This window comes from Micromonospora humi (assembly GCF_900090105.1).
In the GTDB taxonomy this organism is placed as follows: Bacteria; Actinomycetota; Actinomycetes; order Mycobacteriales; family Micromonosporaceae; genus Micromonospora; species Micromonospora humi.
On sequence record NZ_FMDM01000008.1, the window covers coordinates 135517 to 150908 of the forward strand.

At 73.6% G+C, this 15392-nt stretch carries 15 protein-coding genes; 9 read left to right on the plus strand and 6 right to left on the minus strand.

Annotated features, from left to right (window positions below):
- Positions 1 to 105 precede the first annotated feature (105 nt).
- Genes GA0070213_RS17000 through mnhG form a run of 6 tightly spaced genes read left to right on the plus strand, consistent with a single transcriptional unit; the run spans position 106 to position 6205 of the window.
- Positions 106 to 2940 carry a Na+/H+ antiporter subunit A gene (locus GA0070213_RS17000; protein WP_091064634.1) on the plus strand — a complete coding sequence of 945 codons (2835 nt, stop codon included), beginning with the start codon at positions 106 to 108 and terminating at the stop codon, positions 2938 to 2940.
- Positions 2937 to 3398 carry a Na(+)/H(+) antiporter subunit C gene (locus GA0070213_RS17005; protein WP_091064637.1) on the plus strand — a complete coding sequence of 154 codons (462 nt, stop codon included), beginning with the start codon at positions 2937 to 2939 and terminating at the stop codon, positions 3396 to 3398. Before GA0070213_RS17000 ends, GA0070213_RS17005 begins: the two co-directional genes overlap by 4 nt.
- On the plus strand, positions 3395 to 4966 hold the full coding sequence (locus tag GA0070213_RS17010) for a Na+/H+ antiporter subunit D (RefSeq protein WP_091064639.1): 1572 nt from the start codon (positions 3395 to 3397) through the stop codon (positions 4964 to 4966). Before GA0070213_RS17005 ends, GA0070213_RS17010 begins: the two co-directional genes overlap by 4 nt.
- Positions 4963 to 5565 carry a Na+/H+ antiporter subunit E gene (locus GA0070213_RS17015; RefSeq protein ID WP_091064644.1) on the plus strand — a complete coding sequence of 201 codons (603 nt, stop codon included), beginning with the start codon at positions 4963 to 4965 and terminating at the stop codon, positions 5563 to 5565. The genes GA0070213_RS17010 and GA0070213_RS17015 overlap by 4 nt, the downstream gene beginning before the upstream one ends.
- The gene (locus GA0070213_RS17020; protein ID WP_091064648.1) at positions 5562 to 5825 is read left to right on the plus strand and encodes a monovalent cation/H+ antiporter complex subunit F; all 264 of its coding nucleotides are present in this window, start codon (positions 5562 to 5564) and stop codon (positions 5823 to 5825) included. Before GA0070213_RS17015 ends, GA0070213_RS17020 begins: the two co-directional genes overlap by 4 nt.
- Positions 5822 to 6205, plus strand: a complete 384-nt coding sequence (gene mnhG / locus GA0070213_RS17025; RefSeq protein WP_091064653.1) for a monovalent cation/H(+) antiporter subunit G — start codon at positions 5822 to 5824, stop codon at positions 6203 to 6205. The genes GA0070213_RS17020 and mnhG overlap by 4 nt, the downstream gene beginning before the upstream one ends.
- 31 nt (positions 6206 to 6236) lie before the next feature.
- Here the strand turns inward: mnhG and GA0070213_RS17030 are convergent, their stop codons facing one another.
- Entirely contained in the window at positions 6237 to 6548 is a 312-nt protein-coding gene (locus GA0070213_RS17030) for a TraR/DksA family transcriptional regulator (RefSeq protein WP_091064656.1), read from the minus strand.
- 246 nt (positions 6549 to 6794) lie between these two features.
- Here GA0070213_RS17030 and GA0070213_RS17035 point away from each other — a divergent pair, with 246 nt between their 5' ends.
- Positions 6795 to 7025, plus strand: a complete 231-nt coding sequence (locus GA0070213_RS17035) for a cation:proton antiporter regulatory subunit (protein WP_091064660.1) — start codon at positions 6795 to 6797, stop codon at positions 7023 to 7025.
- A gap of 6 nt (positions 7026 to 7031) precedes the next feature.
- On the opposite strand, the gene GA0070213_RS17040 is transcribed toward GA0070213_RS17035, so the two are convergent.
- The gene (locus GA0070213_RS17040) at positions 7032 to 8249 is read right to left on the minus strand and encodes a PucR family transcriptional regulator (protein WP_091065248.1); all 1218 of its coding nucleotides are present in this window, start codon (positions 8247 to 8249) and stop codon (positions 7032 to 7034) included.
- Positions 8250 to 8376: 127 nt separating this feature from the next.
- Here GA0070213_RS17040 and GA0070213_RS17045 point away from each other — a divergent pair, with 127 nt between their 5' ends.
- Positions 8377 to 8565 carry a hypothetical protein gene (locus tag GA0070213_RS17045; protein ID WP_091064663.1) on the plus strand — a complete coding sequence of 63 codons (189 nt, stop codon included), beginning with the start codon at positions 8377 to 8379 and terminating at the stop codon, positions 8563 to 8565.
- Positions 8566 to 8580: 15 nt separating this feature from the next.
- Here the strand turns inward: GA0070213_RS17045 and GA0070213_RS17050 are convergent, their stop codons facing one another.
- A complete protein-coding gene (locus GA0070213_RS17050; protein WP_091064666.1) occupies positions 8581 to 9624 on the minus strand; it encodes a polyprenyl synthetase family protein in 1044 nt (347 codons plus the stop codon).
- A 7-nt stretch (positions 9625 to 9631) separates the two neighbouring features.
- Positions 9632 to 10048: a hypothetical protein gene (locus tag GA0070213_RS17055; RefSeq protein WP_091064669.1), complete on the minus strand. Its 417-nt coding sequence runs from the start codon at positions 10046 to 10048 to the stop codon at positions 9632 to 9634.
- Between the two features lie 272 nt (positions 10049 to 10320).
- On the opposite strand from GA0070213_RS17055, the gene GA0070213_RS17060 reads away from it, so the two are divergent.
- Entirely contained in the window at positions 10321 to 10752 is a 432-nt protein-coding gene (locus tag GA0070213_RS17060; RefSeq protein ID WP_245716429.1) for a barstar family protein, read from the plus strand.
- A 74-nt stretch (positions 10753 to 10826) separates the two neighbouring features.
- Here GA0070213_RS17060 and GA0070213_RS17065 read toward each other — a convergent pair whose 3' ends face one another.
- Entirely contained in the window at positions 10827 to 14903 is a 4077-nt protein-coding gene (locus GA0070213_RS17065) for an nSTAND1 domain-containing NTPase (RefSeq protein ID WP_091064672.1), read from the minus strand.
- Positions 14900 to 15235 carry a CU044_2847 family protein gene (locus GA0070213_RS17070; RefSeq protein ID WP_091064676.1) on the minus strand — a complete coding sequence of 112 codons (336 nt, stop codon included), beginning with the start codon at positions 15233 to 15235 and terminating at the stop codon, positions 14900 to 14902. The genes GA0070213_RS17065 and GA0070213_RS17070 overlap by 4 nt, the downstream gene beginning before the upstream one ends.
- Positions 15236 to 15392 lie beyond the last annotated feature (157 nt).

Genomic DNA, 15392 nt, shown 5'->3' on the forward strand with positions numbered 1-15392 from the left:
CGGCCGGACACCGATGCGCCTGGTCGGGGTGACGTGCTCGACGTGGTCGATCCCGCCGGCGCCGGTTAGGGTTGACTAACCCGCTGTCGATCTTGAGGAGGATGTGTGCTGCTTCTGGTGGCGGTTCATGCGCTCGCAGCCGTGGCCGCCCCGGCGCTGGTACGCATCCTGGGGCGGCGGGCGCTCTACCTGCTGGCGGCCGTTCCCGCCGCGGCCGGGATCTGGGCCCTCACCCGCACCGGCCCGGTCCGCTCGGGCTCGCCGGTCGTGGAGACGGTCACCTGGGTGCCGCAGCTCGGTCTGGACCTCGCCCTGCGGATGGGCACGCTCTCCTGGCTGATGGTGCTGCTGGTCGGCTTCGTCGGCGCCCTGGTGCTCGCCTACAGCGCCCGCTACTTCCGCTCCGACGACCCCGGCCTGGGCCGCTTCGCCGCCGTCTTCGTCGCGTTCGCCGGCGCGATGCTGGGCCTGGTGGTCTCCGACGACCTGCTGCTGCTCTACGTGTTCTGGGAACTGACCACCGTCTTCTCCTACCTGCTGATCGGCAGCGACCCGGCCCGCCGGGCCAGCCGGCACGCCGCCATGCAGGCGTTGCTGGTGACCACGCTGGGCGGCCTGGCGATGCTCGCCGGTTTCGTGATGCTCGGGCAGCACGCCGGCTCCTACCGGTGGTCGGAGATCGCCCAGGACCTGCCCGGCGGCGGCTACCTCACCGTCGCCCTGGTGCTGATCCTGCTCGGCGTGACGAGCAAGTCGGCGATCTTCCCGTTCAGCTTCTGGTTGCCGCGCGCGATGGCCGCGCCCACGCCGGTCAGCGCCTACCTGCACGCCGCCGCCATGGTGAAGGCGGGCGTGTTCCTGGTCGCGTTGATGGGTCCGGCGGTGGGCCAGGCCACCGCCTGGCGGGCGGTCCTGCTGGCCGGCGGCCTGGTCACCATGTTTCTCGGTGGCTGGGCGGCGCTGCGGCAGACGGACCTGAAGCTGCTGCTGGCCTACGGAACGGTGAGCCAGCTGGGCCTGCTGATGGTGATCCTCGGCGCGGGCACCCGGGACACCGCGCTGGCCGGCGCCGCGATGGTGCTCGCGCACGCCCTGTTCAAGGCCACCCTGTTCCTGGTCGTCGGCGTCGTCGACCACGTCGCCGGCACCCGTGACCTGCGGGAGCTGAGCGGTCTGGGTCGGCGGGCGCCGGCGCTGGCGGTGGTCGCCGGGCTCGCGGCGGCCTCGATGGCCGGGCTTCCGCCGCTGGTCGGCTTCGTCGCCAAGGAGGCGGCGCTGGAGGCGTTCCTGCACGGCGGCGCCGCCGACCTGGTGGTGCTCGCCGGGCTGGTGACCGGCTCGGCGCTGACCGTCGCCTACACGTTGCGTTTCCTCTGGGGCGCGTTCGCCGGCAAGCCCGGCGTGGCCGACACCCGACCCGAGCCGCTCGACCGGGCGTTCGTCGCGCCGGCGGCGGTGCTGGCGGTCGCCGGCCTCGCGGTCGGGGTGCTCGCCCCGGCCGTGGACCGGGTCCTCGCCCCGTACGCGGACCTGTACCCGAGCACCGACCCCGGTTACCACCTGGCGCTCTGGCACGGGCTGACCCCGGCGCTCGGGCTGTCCGCGCTGGCCGTCGCCGGAGGTGTCGGGCTGTTCCTGCTGCTGCACCGGCGCCGACCGCGCCTGCTGCGGCTGCCCTTCGACGGTGCCACCGGCTACGACCGCCTGGTCGGCGCCGTGGACCGCGCGGCGGTGGAGCTGACCGGTGCCACCCAGCGTGGTTCCCTGCCGTTCTACCTGGGCGTCATCCTGCTGGTGCTGGTCGTCCTGCCCGGCGGCGCGTTGCTGGTCGGCGTGCCGTGGCCGCAGCGCTACCAGCTGTGGGACACCCCGTTGCAGGCCGCCGCCGGCGCCGCCGTCGTGGTGGCGGCCGTGGCGGCCGCGCGGGCCCGGCGCCGGTTGACCGCGATGATCCTCGTCGGGGTGACCGGCTACGGCACGGCGCTGCTGTTCGTCCTGCACGGCGCGCCCGACCTGGCGCTGACGCAGTTCCTGGTGGAGACCGTCACCATCGTGATGTTCGTGCTGGTGCTGCGCCGGTTGCCGACGAAGTTCTCGGCCCGCCCGATGCGCTCCAGCCGCCGGGTGCGCGTCGCGCTCGGCGTGGCCGTGGGCGTGGTCACCGCCGGCATGGCGTACGTGTCGGCCGGTGCCCGGGTGGCGACGCCGATCTCGGTCGGCTTCCCCGAGGAGGCGGTGTCGTACGGCGGTGGCAAGAACGTCGTCAACGTGACGCTCGTCGACATCCGCGCCTGGGACACGATGGGCGAGATCGCGGTGCTGGTGGTGGCCGCGACCGGCGTGGCCAGCCTGATCTTCCGCCGCTCGCGCGCCCTGGACATGCGCAGCGGCATCCCCGGCGCCGGCCGGCAGAGCTCGGTGCGTCCGCGCTGGCTCACCAGCGGCGCCACCACCCGCGCCCAGTCGGTGATCCTGCAGGTCGTCACCCGGCTGTTGTTCCACGCCATCCTGCTCTTCTCGATCTACCTGCTGTTCTCCGGTCACAACCAGCCCGGTGGCGGGTTCGCCGCCGGCCTGGTCGCCGGGCTCGGGCTGGCCGTGCGCTACCTGGCGGGTGGGCGTACCGAACTCAACGGCGCCGCGCCGGTGGACGCCGGTCGGGTCCTCGGCGCGGGGCTGTTCGTCGCGGTCGGCACCGGGGTCACCGCGATGCTGCTGGGCGGCGACTTCCTGCAGAGCGCGGCGCTCGATTTCCACCTGCCGGTGCTGGGGCACGTCCACTTCGTCACGTCGGTCTTCTTCGACGTCGGCGTCTACCTCATCGTGGTCGGTCTGGTGCTGGACATCCTGCGCAGCCTGGGTGCCGAGATGGACCGCCAGCAGGAGGTCGACGAGGGCGAGAACACGCCGAACGACGTACGGGAAGAGGAGTTGGTGTGAGTCCCAACCTGGTCTACGTCGTGGTGGTCGGGGTCCTCTTCGCCACCGGGGTCACGCTGCTGCTGGAGCGCAGCCTGACCCGGGTCCTGATGGGGGTCATCCTGCTCGGCAACGGCGCGAACCTGCTGCTGCTCACCGGTGGGCGGGCCGGCGGCCCGCCGATCGTCGGCACCACCGCCGAGGAGGAGATGGCCGACCCGCTGCCGCAGGCGATGGTGCTGACCGCCATCGTCATCACGCTCGGCATGACCGCGTTCCTGCTCGCCCTGGCCTACCGCAGCTGGCACCTCAACGGGCACGACGAGGTGCAGGACGACGTCGAGGACCGCCGCATCATGGTGCTGGCGGAGCGGGACGAGGGCCCCGGCACCGCCGACCCCGAGACCGTCGACCCCGTACCGGCCCGCGCGCCGGACGGCCGGCGGGTCGCCGCCGGTGACCCGGGGAGGACCCGATGAGCTGGCTGGTCCCGCTGCCGGTGGTGATGCCGCTGTTCGGCGCCGCCCTGACGCTGCTGCTCGTCGGCCGGGCCCGCGCCCAACGGTGGGTCAGCATCACCGTCCTCGCCGCCACCGTCGCGGTCGCGGCGCTGCTGCTGGTCCGCTCCACGCTCGACGGCCCCCTGGTGGTCGAGGTGGGCGGCTGGGTCGCGCCGCTGGGCATCGTTCTCGTGGCCGACCAGCTCGCCGCGTTGATGCTCGTGGTCTCCGCCGCGGTCACGCTGTGCGTGCTGGTCTACTCCATCGGGCAGGGCATGGCCGACGGCAACGAGGAGACGCCGCTGTCGGTCTACCACCCCACCTACCTCGTGCTGACCGCCGGCGTGTGCAACGCGTTCCTCTCCGGCGACCTGTTCAACCTCTACGTCGGCTTCGAGATCCTGCTGGTGGCGAGCTACGTGCTGCTGACGCTGGGCAGCACCGAGAACCGGATCCGGGCCGGCACCACGTACGTCGTGGTCAGCCTGCTGTCGTCGTTGATCTTCCTGGTGGCGATCGGCCTGATCTACGCCGCCACCGGCACGCTCAACCTGGCCCAGCTGGTCGACCGGCTGGACGCGCTGCCGGACGACCTGCGGCTGGTCCTGCAGGGCATGCTGCTGCTGGCGTTCGGCATCAAGGCGGCGGTGTTCCCGCTGTCGGCCTGGCTGCCGGACAGCTACCCGACCGCGCCCGCGCCGGTCACCGCGGTCTTCGCCGGCCTGCTCACCAAGGTCGGCGTCTACGCGATCATCCGCACCGAGACGCTGCTGTTCCCCGGCGGGCGGACCGCCGACCTGCTGCTGGTGATCGCGGCGTTGACCATGGTGGTCGGCATCCTCGGCGCGGTGGCCCAGTCGGACATCAAACGACTGTTGTCGTTCACGCTGGTCAGCCACATCGGATACATGCTGTTCGGGGTCGGCCTGACCACCGCGCTCGGCCTGTCCGCCGCGATCTTCTACGTGGTGCACCACATCACCATCCAGACCACCCTGTTCCTCGCCGCCGGCCTGGTCGAACGCCGCGGCGGCAGCACCGCGCTGGACCGTCTCGGCGGGCTGGCCCGGCTGTCACCGGTGCTGGCGGTGCTCTTCTTCGTGCCCGCCCTCAACCTGGCCGGCATCCCGCCGTTCTCCGGGTTCCTCGGCAAGGTCGGTCTCGTCCAGGCCGGCGTGTCCGACGGCGGGGTCCTGGCCTGGGCGCTCGTCGCGGGCGGGCTGCTGACCAGCCTGCTCACCCTCTACGCCATCGCCCGGGTGTGGAACCTCGCGTTCTGGCGGGCTCCGCATCCGGACATGCCGGAGCCCGGCGACGGCGTCCGGGCGGCGCGCACCGAGGGCGCCGAGCAACCGCACGACGACCCGGCCCCGGCCGGCGCGGCGCTGCCCCGGCTGATGACCGCGTCCACCGCCGCCCTGGTGGTGCTGGGCCTGGGGCTCACCGTGGTCGCCGGACCGCTCTTCGACATCAGCACCGACGCGGCCGACGACCTGCTGCGCCGCGCCCCGTACGTCGAGGCCGTCTTCCCCGGGGGTGCGCCGTGACCACCCATCCACGTGAACCGCTGACGCGCCGCGTCCGGTGGCGCAACCGGGCCGTCGCGGTGACCGGCCTGGTCACCGTCTGGGTGCTGCTGTGGGGCACCTTCACCTGGGCGAACGTGATCGGCGGTCTGGTGGTGGCGGCGGTGCTGCTGGTGGTCTTCCCGCTGCCGCCGGTGACGTTCGCCGGGCGGATCCGGCCGGTCCCGCTGCTGCGGTTCCTGGTCCGCTTCCTGTGGGACCTCGTGGTCGCGTCCGCGCAGGTCGCCTGGCTGGCGGTCCGGTTCGGGCACACCCCGCGCGGCGCGATCATCGCGGTGCCGCTGCGGGTGAACACCGACCTCAACCTCACCCTCACCGCCGAGGCGCTGTCGCTGGTGCCCGGCAGCCTCATCCTGGAGGCCGACCGGGCGACCGGCACGCTCTACGTGCACGTCATCGGCGTCCGCACGCTCGACGAGGTGGAGCGGTTCCGGCGCGGCGTGCGGGAGCTGGAGGAGCGCATCGTCGCCGCCGTCGGCTCGGCCGAGGAGCTGGGCCGGTTCCACCAACCCGACCCCACCGGCGCCGAGCCGGTCGACCTGGAAGGGGCACCGACGTGACAGTCGTCGCCGTGATCGTCACCGTGCTGCTCACCGTGGCCGGTGGACTGACCCTCGTCCGCATCATCCGCGGCCCGTCGATCCTGGACCGGGCCGTCGCCACCGACGTGCTGCTCGCGGTGGCGGTCGCGGCCATCGCCACCGAGGCCGCCTACAGCCGGGACGCCACCGCGCTGCCGGTGCTGGTGGTCCTCGCCGTGGTCGGCTTCGTCGGCTCGGTCAGCGTCGCCCGGTTCGCGGCGCGGAGAGACCCGAAGTGACACTCGACGCCGTCCTCGACACCGCCGCCGGTGTCTGCCTCGTCGCCGGCGCGCTGCTCAGCCTCGCCGCCGGTGTCGCCCTGATCCGCTTCCCGGACGTGCTGTCCCGGATGCACGCCGCGGCCAAGCCCCAGGTGCTCGGGCTGCTGTTGGTCCTGCTCGGGTGCGCGTTGCGGCTGCGCAGCGGCGTGGACGTCACCACGCTCGTGCTGGTGGGCATGTTCCAGCTGGCCACCGCGCCGGTCGCGGCGCACATGGTCGGGCGGGCGGCGTACCCGCACGACGACATCCGGCGGGACCTGCTGCTCACCGACGAACTCGCCGGCGACCTCGACCGGATCCGGGCCGACCGGGAGGCCCCGGCGGCCCGCGCGTCCTGACCGGACCCCGGAAGGTCGCGCGCCGCCGGGGTCAGCGGTGTCGCTGGCAGGGTACGCAGAACCGGGCGGCGGGACGGATCTCCAGCCGTCCCGCGGGAATGTCGTGGCCGCAGCGCTCGCAGACGCCGTAGGTGCCCTCGGACATCCGCTTCAACGCCTGCGCGGTGTCCGTGGCACCGTCCCGGGCCGCCTCGATCAGCCGGCGCAGGGTGTCCGGGTCGTGACCGCCGTGGCCCGGCTGCCGTGCGGCCGGCGTCAGTTCGGTGAGCTGGTCGGTGTAGTCGGCGAGCTGCCGTTCCAACAGCCCGCGCAGCGTCTCGCGGTCGTCCAGGGTGTGCGTCATCGTCGGTGGTCCTTTCCGGGGGGCACCTCTTCGGGATCTCCAGCGTCGCCGGCAGGGTGACGATCGGCATTGCCCGTGACCGGCCAACAAGGGCCCGCCAGATTGCCGGCGACCGGAGAGGTCGCTTCCTCGCTCCGTGGCTATGGTTGGTGGCATGCGGCACCAGCAGCACCACCCGACCACGCTGCCGTAGCGCCGGCCCGCTCCCGGCCGGCTCCGCGCAGCCGTCACCGAAGGAGTCTCGCTGTGGTCATCGAACGCACGCACCTGCCGGGCGTCGGCGTACGTCACGCCTTCACCACCGAACAGGGCCGCCGGATCGCGGTCATCGCGCACCGGGTCGGTGGCCGACGGGACGTCGTCCACGACGATCCGCACGACCCCGACGGCACTGTCGGCCTCGCCCTCACCCCGGCCGAGGCGTCCGCCCTGGCCACGCTGCTGGGTTTCCCGGAGCTGGTGGCCGCCCCCGACTGACGGGAGTCAGTCCGGCAGCGCCCGGCGCGGCCAGCCCAGGGCCCGCGCGCCGAGCACGGCGGCGTGCAGGGTGAACCTGTCCCGCGGCTCGGCGGGGTCGTGGCCGCTCAGCGTCCGGATCCGGGCGAGCCGGTAGGTGACGGTGCGGACGGACACATGCAGGCGGCGAGCCGCCTCGGTGGCGACCTCGCCGCACGCGAAGTATTCGGCCAGGGTGTCCACCAGCGGCTCGGCGCCGCCCCGGGCCCGGCCCAACGGCGTCAGCACCGCCCGCACGAGGTCGACCATCGCCGGCTGGTCCCGCAGCAGGACGCGGTAGATGAGCAGGTCGTGGGCGTCGATCACCGGCGCGTCGGTGTGCAGCCGGCGAGCCGTGGCGAGGGCCTCCCGGGCCTCCTCGTAGGAGCGGGCGATGCCGTACAGCCCGGGGTGCGGGCGGCCGACCACCACCTGCCACGGCCGGCCCCGCGTCAGGCGGTCCAGCTCGCCGTGCATGAGCCGGCCGAGGTCGTCCGTCGGCCCGCCGCGACCGGGCCGCACCGGTTCCGCCGGCGCGATCACCACCAGCAGCCCTTCCTTCGTCGCCACCAGCACGTCCCGGTCGCCCAGCCGGTCGAAGATGACCCGTTCCAGGGCGCTGATCGCCGGCTCGGCGTCGGGCAACCGGTGGCTCGGCGCGGCGAGCGCGACCTGATGGACGCGGGCGAGATCCAACCCGAACGGCTCGGCCCGCTCCACCAACCCGCCCAGGTCGGAGTCGCCGCGAAGCAGGTCGTCGACGAGCTCGCGGCGCAGCGACTCCTCGTGGCGGACCAGCTCCCGGCGGGCCACCGCGTAACCCTCGGCGAGCGTGGCGACGGCGGCGTCGACGACGTGCAGGACCGCGTCCGCCGCGGCCCGGACCGTCTCGCTGTCGGAGGAGCGGTCCAGGTGCGGCAGGTGCCGCCACAGCCGCCGCGCCGCGGACAGGTAGAGGCGTACCGCCCGGCCGGCCGACACGCCCTGCTCGGCCGCGCGCCGGCCGAGCACCCCGATCGCGTCCAGCTCACCGCGGCGCGGGCGGCGACCGGTCACCGCCGCGTCCCGGAGCAGCCGGAGATAGTCGCCGAGCAACTCCACCGGTACGCCGTCCGCGTCGGCGCTCGCCGCGCGGGCCACCTCCGCCAGCCACTGGTCGTCGCCGCGCGCTCCGGCCGGATCCGGCCGGGGGACGCTCTCGGTCATCACGGTCTCCCGGTGCGGGGCCGGCACGGACGCCGACCCGATCCACCCAGGCTAGGCGGCCTCTCGCGTGCCGTGAGGGACAGTGGGCGGGGGCTCCTCGCTCGCACCGGTCTGATCGAATGGCCCGGTGACCCCGCACCGCGTTCTCGCCGTCGTCCTGTTCGCGCTGGCCTTCCTGGCCCTGGCCGCGACACGCGCCTTCCCGTTCGTCGATGATCTCTCCGGGGTGGCGAAGTCCGCCGTCGCCGTCGTCGGCGCCGCGTGTCTGCTGGCGGGTGTCGCGCTCTGGATGCGCAAGCCGCAGGACCCGCGGTAGCCGCGATCCTGGTCGCTAGCGGTTGCGCTCCACCACGTAGTCGGTCAGGTCGAGCAGGAAGCGGCCGTCGTCGGTGTCCACCGCCGCCCCCAGCGCCCGCTCCGCCTCGTGCCGGGCGGCCACCGCGAGGTCCCGGGCGCTGCGGCGGGCGGACTCCACACAGTCGTACGCGAGGAGCCGCCCGTGCAGCCAGCGCACCTCGGCCTCGGTGCGCTGCGTCCGGGTCCGGCTCAGGAAGACCACGAGCCGTTCGCGTTCGTCCGGTGTGCACCGCCGCATGAAGTCGATCAGGATGAGCGTCCGCTTGCCCTCCCACAGGTCGCCCGCGATCTCCTTGCCGTAGCTCGCGTAGTCACCGGTCAGGTTGAGCGCGTCGTCCTGGATCTGGAACGCGGCGCCCAGGTACCAGCCGTAGCGGTCCAGCACGTCGACCGCGTTCTCCCGGCCGGTGGCGACGAGGATGCCGGTCCGGCACGGGTAGATGCAGGTGTACCAGGAGGTCTTCTTCAGGCACATCCGGTAGTAGTCGTCGGCGTCCAGGTCGCACACGTTGTCCCGGATCCAGCCGATCTCGATGGCCTGCCCCTCCAGCGAGTGGCGCATCATCAACTCGGTCTCGATGAACAGCCGCCAGGCGATCCCGGAGCCGAGCGCCGCCCGGTTCGCGGCGAGCCGCCGCAACGCCAGCAGGTTCGTCATGTTGCCGACGTTCAGCGCCACGCCGACCCCGTACTCGGCGTGCAGGGTCGCCGCGCCGCGCCGCTGCTCGCTCTCGTCCTGGATGTCGTCGTGGATGAGGAAGGCGTTGTGGAACAACTCGACGGTCACGGCGGCGTTGAGCCCCACCGCCGGCGCGCCGCCGAACGCCCGGCAGGTGGCGAGGCACATCGCGGCGCGCAGCCCCTTGCCCCACCGACGCGGATACTCCGCGACCAGGTCGTAGAGGTATCGCGGGCCGCCCTCGGGCACGTCGTCGAGCAGGGCGTCGAGGGCGAGCCCGCGGTAGCGCTCCAGCATGGCCTCCACGGACCCGCCGGCCACCCCGGCGGTCGGCGCCATCGCGCGGCTACCGGTTCGTCCGGGTCGGACCGTCCGGGGTCGGCGACGCCAACTGGTCCGCGAGCCCGTTGGCCACGTCGGGCGCCAGCCGGGCGAGATTGAGTACGGTGTCCAGCGCGTCGTGCGCGTCGGAGGTGTACCGGCGGATCACCTCGCCGCGCTGGTCGTCGGCCATCTTCAACTGCCCGACCACGGTGTCGATCAGGCTGTGCCCGTCGGTGCGGACCCGCGCCACGAGCTCGTCGAACGCCTCCGGGTCCACCCGGCGGCTCTCGCTCAGTTTCTCCTCGAGCCGCCGGGCGCCGGCCAGCCCCGCCGCGATCTCCTCCTCCAGCACGGTGGCCGCGTGGTTCACCGTCTCGGAGGTCTCCTCGGCCACCTTCTCGAAGCGCTCGTTGGTGCGCTCACGCTCGCTGTCTGTCATGGCCGAAGTGTCATCGGGCCTTCGGCGGCACGCCAGGGGAGTGTCGCCATGGTGACTCAGCGTGTCCGTTCGGGGTCGACGATCGGGCGGTTCGGGCTGATATCTTCAGCCGTCCCGGCGACTCATGGAACAGCGGCGACGGTGGTGGACTTCATCGCGGGGAGAGCAGACGTGTTCGAGCTGCGTATCGACGGACCGCGGATGACGCGTTTCCTCGCCTCGAGCAGCTACCTCCAGTGACCATGTGGCAGAACTCCGCACCTGCGGTCCAGGTGCTCGCCCGCACCACGCTGTTTCCCGTCACGGATCTCGTGCCACCCTCCGGTGAGATCGCGGTGGCCCGCCTGGACGGCGCGGCGATGACGGACGTCGACGGCGTGTTCGCGCAGTTCTCCGACGCGCTGCGGTTCCCGGGCTACTTCGGGTGGAACTGGCCTGCCCTGGCGGACTGCCTCACGGATCTCCAGTGGTTGCCGGCACACCGATATCTCGTCCTCGTCGAGAACGCCTCCCTGATCCTGCGCGAGAACGAGAGCAGGAGAGAGGTCCTCTTCGGCATCCTCGCCGACGCCGGCCGGCACTGGGCCGACTCCTACGAGGCGCGGTACCGGGGCACGGGGCCGTTCTTCCACGTCGTTCTCCTGTGCGAGGAGGGTGAGGTCGAGGCCTTGAAGCAGGAGGTGGAGGCCGCATCGAGTCGGTGACGGTCGACGATGTGGGCGGCCCGGCGGGGCACGTCGTGCCGGGCCGGAGGTCCGGACCGCCACGGCGGGCGTCCTCAGCGGGCCGGGCAGGCCGGCCTGCGCTCCACACCCGGCAGGTAGGTGGACCACTCCTCGTCGGTCAGATCGCGGCGCAGGTCGCGGCAGAGCTTGTCCCGGGCGCGTGTCGGGTCGGGCGACTCGACGGCGCCGAGCCACACGGTGTCGCCGCCGCCGACCGCGAGCCGCCGGCCGTCCGGGCTGAACGCCACCACGTCCGCGCTCATCAGGTAGCCGGTGAGCGTGGCGTACGGCAGCCCGCTCGCCACGTCCCACAGCTGCGGCGGTGCGTTGGCCCTGCCGACGGCGAGGGTTCGGCCGTCCGGGCTGAACTGGGCCGTGATGAAGAATCCACCGTCCGGCAGGCTCAGCGTGGTCGTCGAGCGTCCCGTCGCCACGTCCCACTGCCGGAGGGTGGCGTCGTCGCTCGCGCTGACCAGGGTCTGCCCGTCCGGGCTGAAGGACACGGACCCGACCCGGTCGGTGTGGCCGATGAGGACGGCTCGGGCCCGGCCGGCGACGGGGTCCCAGAGACGGACCGTGCTGTCCCGGCTGGACGTGGCCAGGGTCAGTCCGTCCGGCGAGAAGGCGGCTGCCATCACTTCGCTGCCGTGGCCGGCGAGGGCGGCGCGGATCCGGTGGGCTGCCGGATCCCAGAGCTGCACCGCGCCGTCGGCGTCGCCCCAGGCGAGGGTCCTGCCGTCGGGGCTGAAGGCGAGCGCGCTGACGCCCAGTAGCGAGGCCTCGTTGCCCAGCGTCTCCCGGAGGCGGGCGGCGGTGGCGTCCCAGAGCCGGACGACGTCGCTGCCGACAGCCAGGGTGCGTCCGTCCGGGCTGAAGGCCAGCGCCGTCACCTCCGTGTTCTCGGTGGGCGCCCGCAGGGTGCTCCGGACCCGGCCGACCGCCACGTCCCACAGGCTGACCACGTCGTCCTCGCCGACGGCGAGCATGGACCCGTCCGGGCTGAACGCGACCGCGTCCACGTCGACGTCGGGGCGGGTCAGCACCGCCCGGGTCAGGGTCACGGTGGGATCCCACAGCCGTACGGTCCGGTCATCGCCGCCGGAGGCGAGGAGACGACCGTCCGGGCTGAAGGCCAACGCGTTGACGTTCTCCGTGTGGCCGGGAAGCGCGCCCTGGATCCGGCCGGTGACCGCGTCCCACAGCCGCACCTGGTCCTCGTCGTCCCCGGTGGCGATCCGCTTGCCGTCGGGGCTGAACGCCACGGCGTTGACGTTCCGTACGGGCAGGGTGGCCCTCGCCCGCAGCGGTCCGACCTCCCACAGCCGCAACTCCTGGCTGCCCGCGACGGCGAGGGTGCGGCCGTCCGGGCTGAACGCGAGCGTGTCCACCCACCCTCGGTCCAGGTCGTAGGGCAGGACGCCGCGGCTGCGGCCGCCGGCCAGGTCCCAGAGCCGCACCGTCCCGTCCCGGGCACCACTGGCCAGCGTGCGGCCGTCGGAAGAGATCGTCAACGTGGTGATCTCAGCGGTGTGGCCGGTGAGGGTGGCCCGCCGCCGTGCTCCAGGGACGTCCCACACCTTGACCTTGGCGAAGGGGCCGACGGCGGCGAGCACCCGACCGTCCGGCGAGAAGGCCAACGCCTGGACCCTCCCGCTGTCCGAGGCCTGATCGTCGAGCGTGCCGCGGACCTGCCCGTCCGTCACCGAGCGCAGTGACACCCGTCCCGTGCTCTCGCCGGTGGCCAGGGTGCTCCCGTCGGGGCTGAAGGCGATCGACAGGATGTCGGCGTCGCCGGGCGCGATGTCACCCGTGGTCCTGCCGGTGGCCGTGTCCCACAGTCGCACCGTGCCGTCGGTGAGGGCGGCCAGCAGCGTGCCGCCGGGTTGGAAGGCGACCGCGTTCACCGGACCGCGGTGCCCGGTGAGCCGGTTCAGGGATGCCAGGCCGGATGCGGCATAGAGGCTGGCTGCGGCCTCGACCGTGGGGCTGACCCGGTGGGCGTGCACGGCCAGCAGCGCGGCGAGTTCCGGATCGCTGGTCTGCAGCGACCGGGACTGGGTCGCCAACTGCCGGGACAGCGACTGCGCCCCGGTGCGGACCGCGTCCTGCCGCTGCCAGAACGCGACGCCGGCGGCGACCACCGCGAGGACGAGCAGCGAGGCCAGCACCGCGTTGAGCCGTCGCGCCCGCCGGGTCGCGGCCTGCTGCCGGTCAGCGCTGGCCGCCAGGTAGGCGGCCGTCTCCCGGGGCAGTGCGTGGGTCGGCGACCAGGTCAGCCCTTCGGTCAGGTCGGTGCCGCGCAGCAGGTCGTCCGGGTCGGCGGTGTCCCGCCACCGCAGCCGGCGTTCCTCCGCCCGGCGCAGCCAGTCGTGGAACCGGCGGTCCTGTGCCACCCATCCGCGCAGCGTGCCCCAGTCGCGGATCAACGCGTCGTGGACGAGTTCGGCCACCGGCTCGGGGGATCGGTCCGGGCCGGGCGGGGTGACCCGGCGGGTGGTGACGACGCGGCGCCGGGTCAGCACGGCGAGCACCTCGTCGACCGCTGCCGGCGCGGTGTCGGCGCCGGCCAGCTCCCGGAGCGTGGCCAGCGGCACCTGCCGCCGGGCGGCCGGCACCCGGTGGGCCTCGTCGGCCGGGTGGACCAGCGCGGTCAGGACGCGCCGGGCGATCGACCGTCGCTCGGCGGGCAGTTCCTCGACTGCGCGGTCACACCACCGGGCCAGGCTGCCGGAGATCTCGCCGACCCGCCGGTACGCCTCGTGCGTGAGTCGACCGTCGTCGCGCCGGTGCCACAGTTGTTCGAGGGTGAGTTCCAGCAGCGGGAGCAGGGTGACCGGGGCGCGGCGGTCGAGTGGGGCGCCCGGGTCGGCGGCGAGCAGGTCGGCGACGATCCGGTCGGTCAGCCCGTCCTCGAGGTGTGCGCCGGCCGCTTCGGCGGGCCTGGTGATGATCGCCGTCAGTTCTCGGGCGGTGAGGGTGGCCGGCACATTGACCAGGCCGGGCAGGGCCGCGTCGAGGAGGTCCGGCGCGACGGTCGCCAGCCGGGGATAGAAGTCGTCACGCATCACCAGCAGCACGGTCACCGCGGGATGCGCGCCGACCGCGGCGGTGAGCCGGTCGAGGTCGGCCGCCCGGGCCGGGGTCACCTCGGTCAATGCGTCCTCGACCTGGTCGACCACCAGCAGCAGACGGGTGCCGGGCGGTTCCCCGGCGAGGCGTGCGTCGATCGCGGCCCGCGCGCCGTCCACGACGCCGGCCAACTCGCTGAGCAGATCCTCACCGGGACGGGCGACGACCGTCAGCCAGCGGTCCGCGCCGGGCACCCCGCCGTCCGCCAGGGCCGGCACGACGCCGGCCTGGACCAGGGACGACTTGCCCGACCCGGACGGGCCGAGGAGCAGCAACGCCGGATGACCGGCGCCCAGCGCGGCCAGTACCCGGTCGACCGCGTCGTCCCGGCCGTGGAACCAGCGGGCGTGCGCAGTGGTGAAGGCTTCCAGACCGCGGTACGGGACCACGTCCCGCACCGCCAGTTCCGGGTACGCCTCGCGCAGCGTCTCGGCCGGCGTGGCGTACGCGATGCCCTGCCCCCGCTGGTGCGCGTCGGGGTGGGTGATCGCGGTGACCATGCCCACCACCAGCCCGGTGACGTCGTCCAGCACCGGCGCGCCGCTGAAGCCGGTGGTGAGGTCGTTGGCGTCGGTGAGTTGCAGCAGCGTGCCGGCGGCGGTCTCCGGCAGCAGGTCGCCCGCGACGGCGTACCCGTGGTGGCCGCCGGCGGGCGCCTGCCGGGGAAAGCCGTACGACCGCACGGCGTGCCCGCGGCGGCCAGCGGCGGCACCCAGCGGCAGTGGGCGTACCCCCTCGGGTGGGGTGTCGAGCCGGAGGACGGCGATGTCCCGGTCGCCGGCGTCCCGCCACGCCTCGGGCACGACGCGCGCGGCGAGCCGGGGCGCGCCTGGCGCGTGCGGGAACCAGACGGTGACCTCGGCCCCGGGCGCGCCGCCGACCGCGCGGGCGACGTGGGCGCAGGTGACCACGATCCGCTCGCCCACCAGGAAACCGGCGCCGGCCACCGTCCCGTCCGCGGTCACGAAGCGGGCGACGGCGGCCGTGAGCGACGAGGTCATCGGTAGGGCGTGGGCACCGGCTCCGCCCGGTTCCAGCGGACGGTGACCTTGAGGTGGCAGGCCAGCTGGCTCTTGGTGATCACCGCGCCGGCCTCGCTGGACAGGTCGACGCCGAACTCCGCCTCGATCTCGTCGGGGCCGGCCCGACGCAGTTGGTCGAGCACCACCCGGGCCGCGTCGGCGACCGGCGCCAAGGTGGTCCGCAGCGTCGTCGGAAGGTCCCGGAGGTGGTCTCCGATGCGGCCCGCGTCAACTGGCCCGTCCGGCGCGCCGGATCCTTCGACGAGTAGGACGCCGCCGTCGTCCAGCGGAATCCGCACCAGTTCCGTCACTCGAACCTCCCCGTTGGGTCGCTCGATCGGCGACGGCGGGTATCACTGTACGGATTCGCGGCCGCGCGGTGGGTACGCGATCGAGGGCCGAGCAAGTGCCTGAGTCGACGCCAAACCGGTGGTCCGGTCGCCCCGCGTCCGCCACGATGGTCGCCAT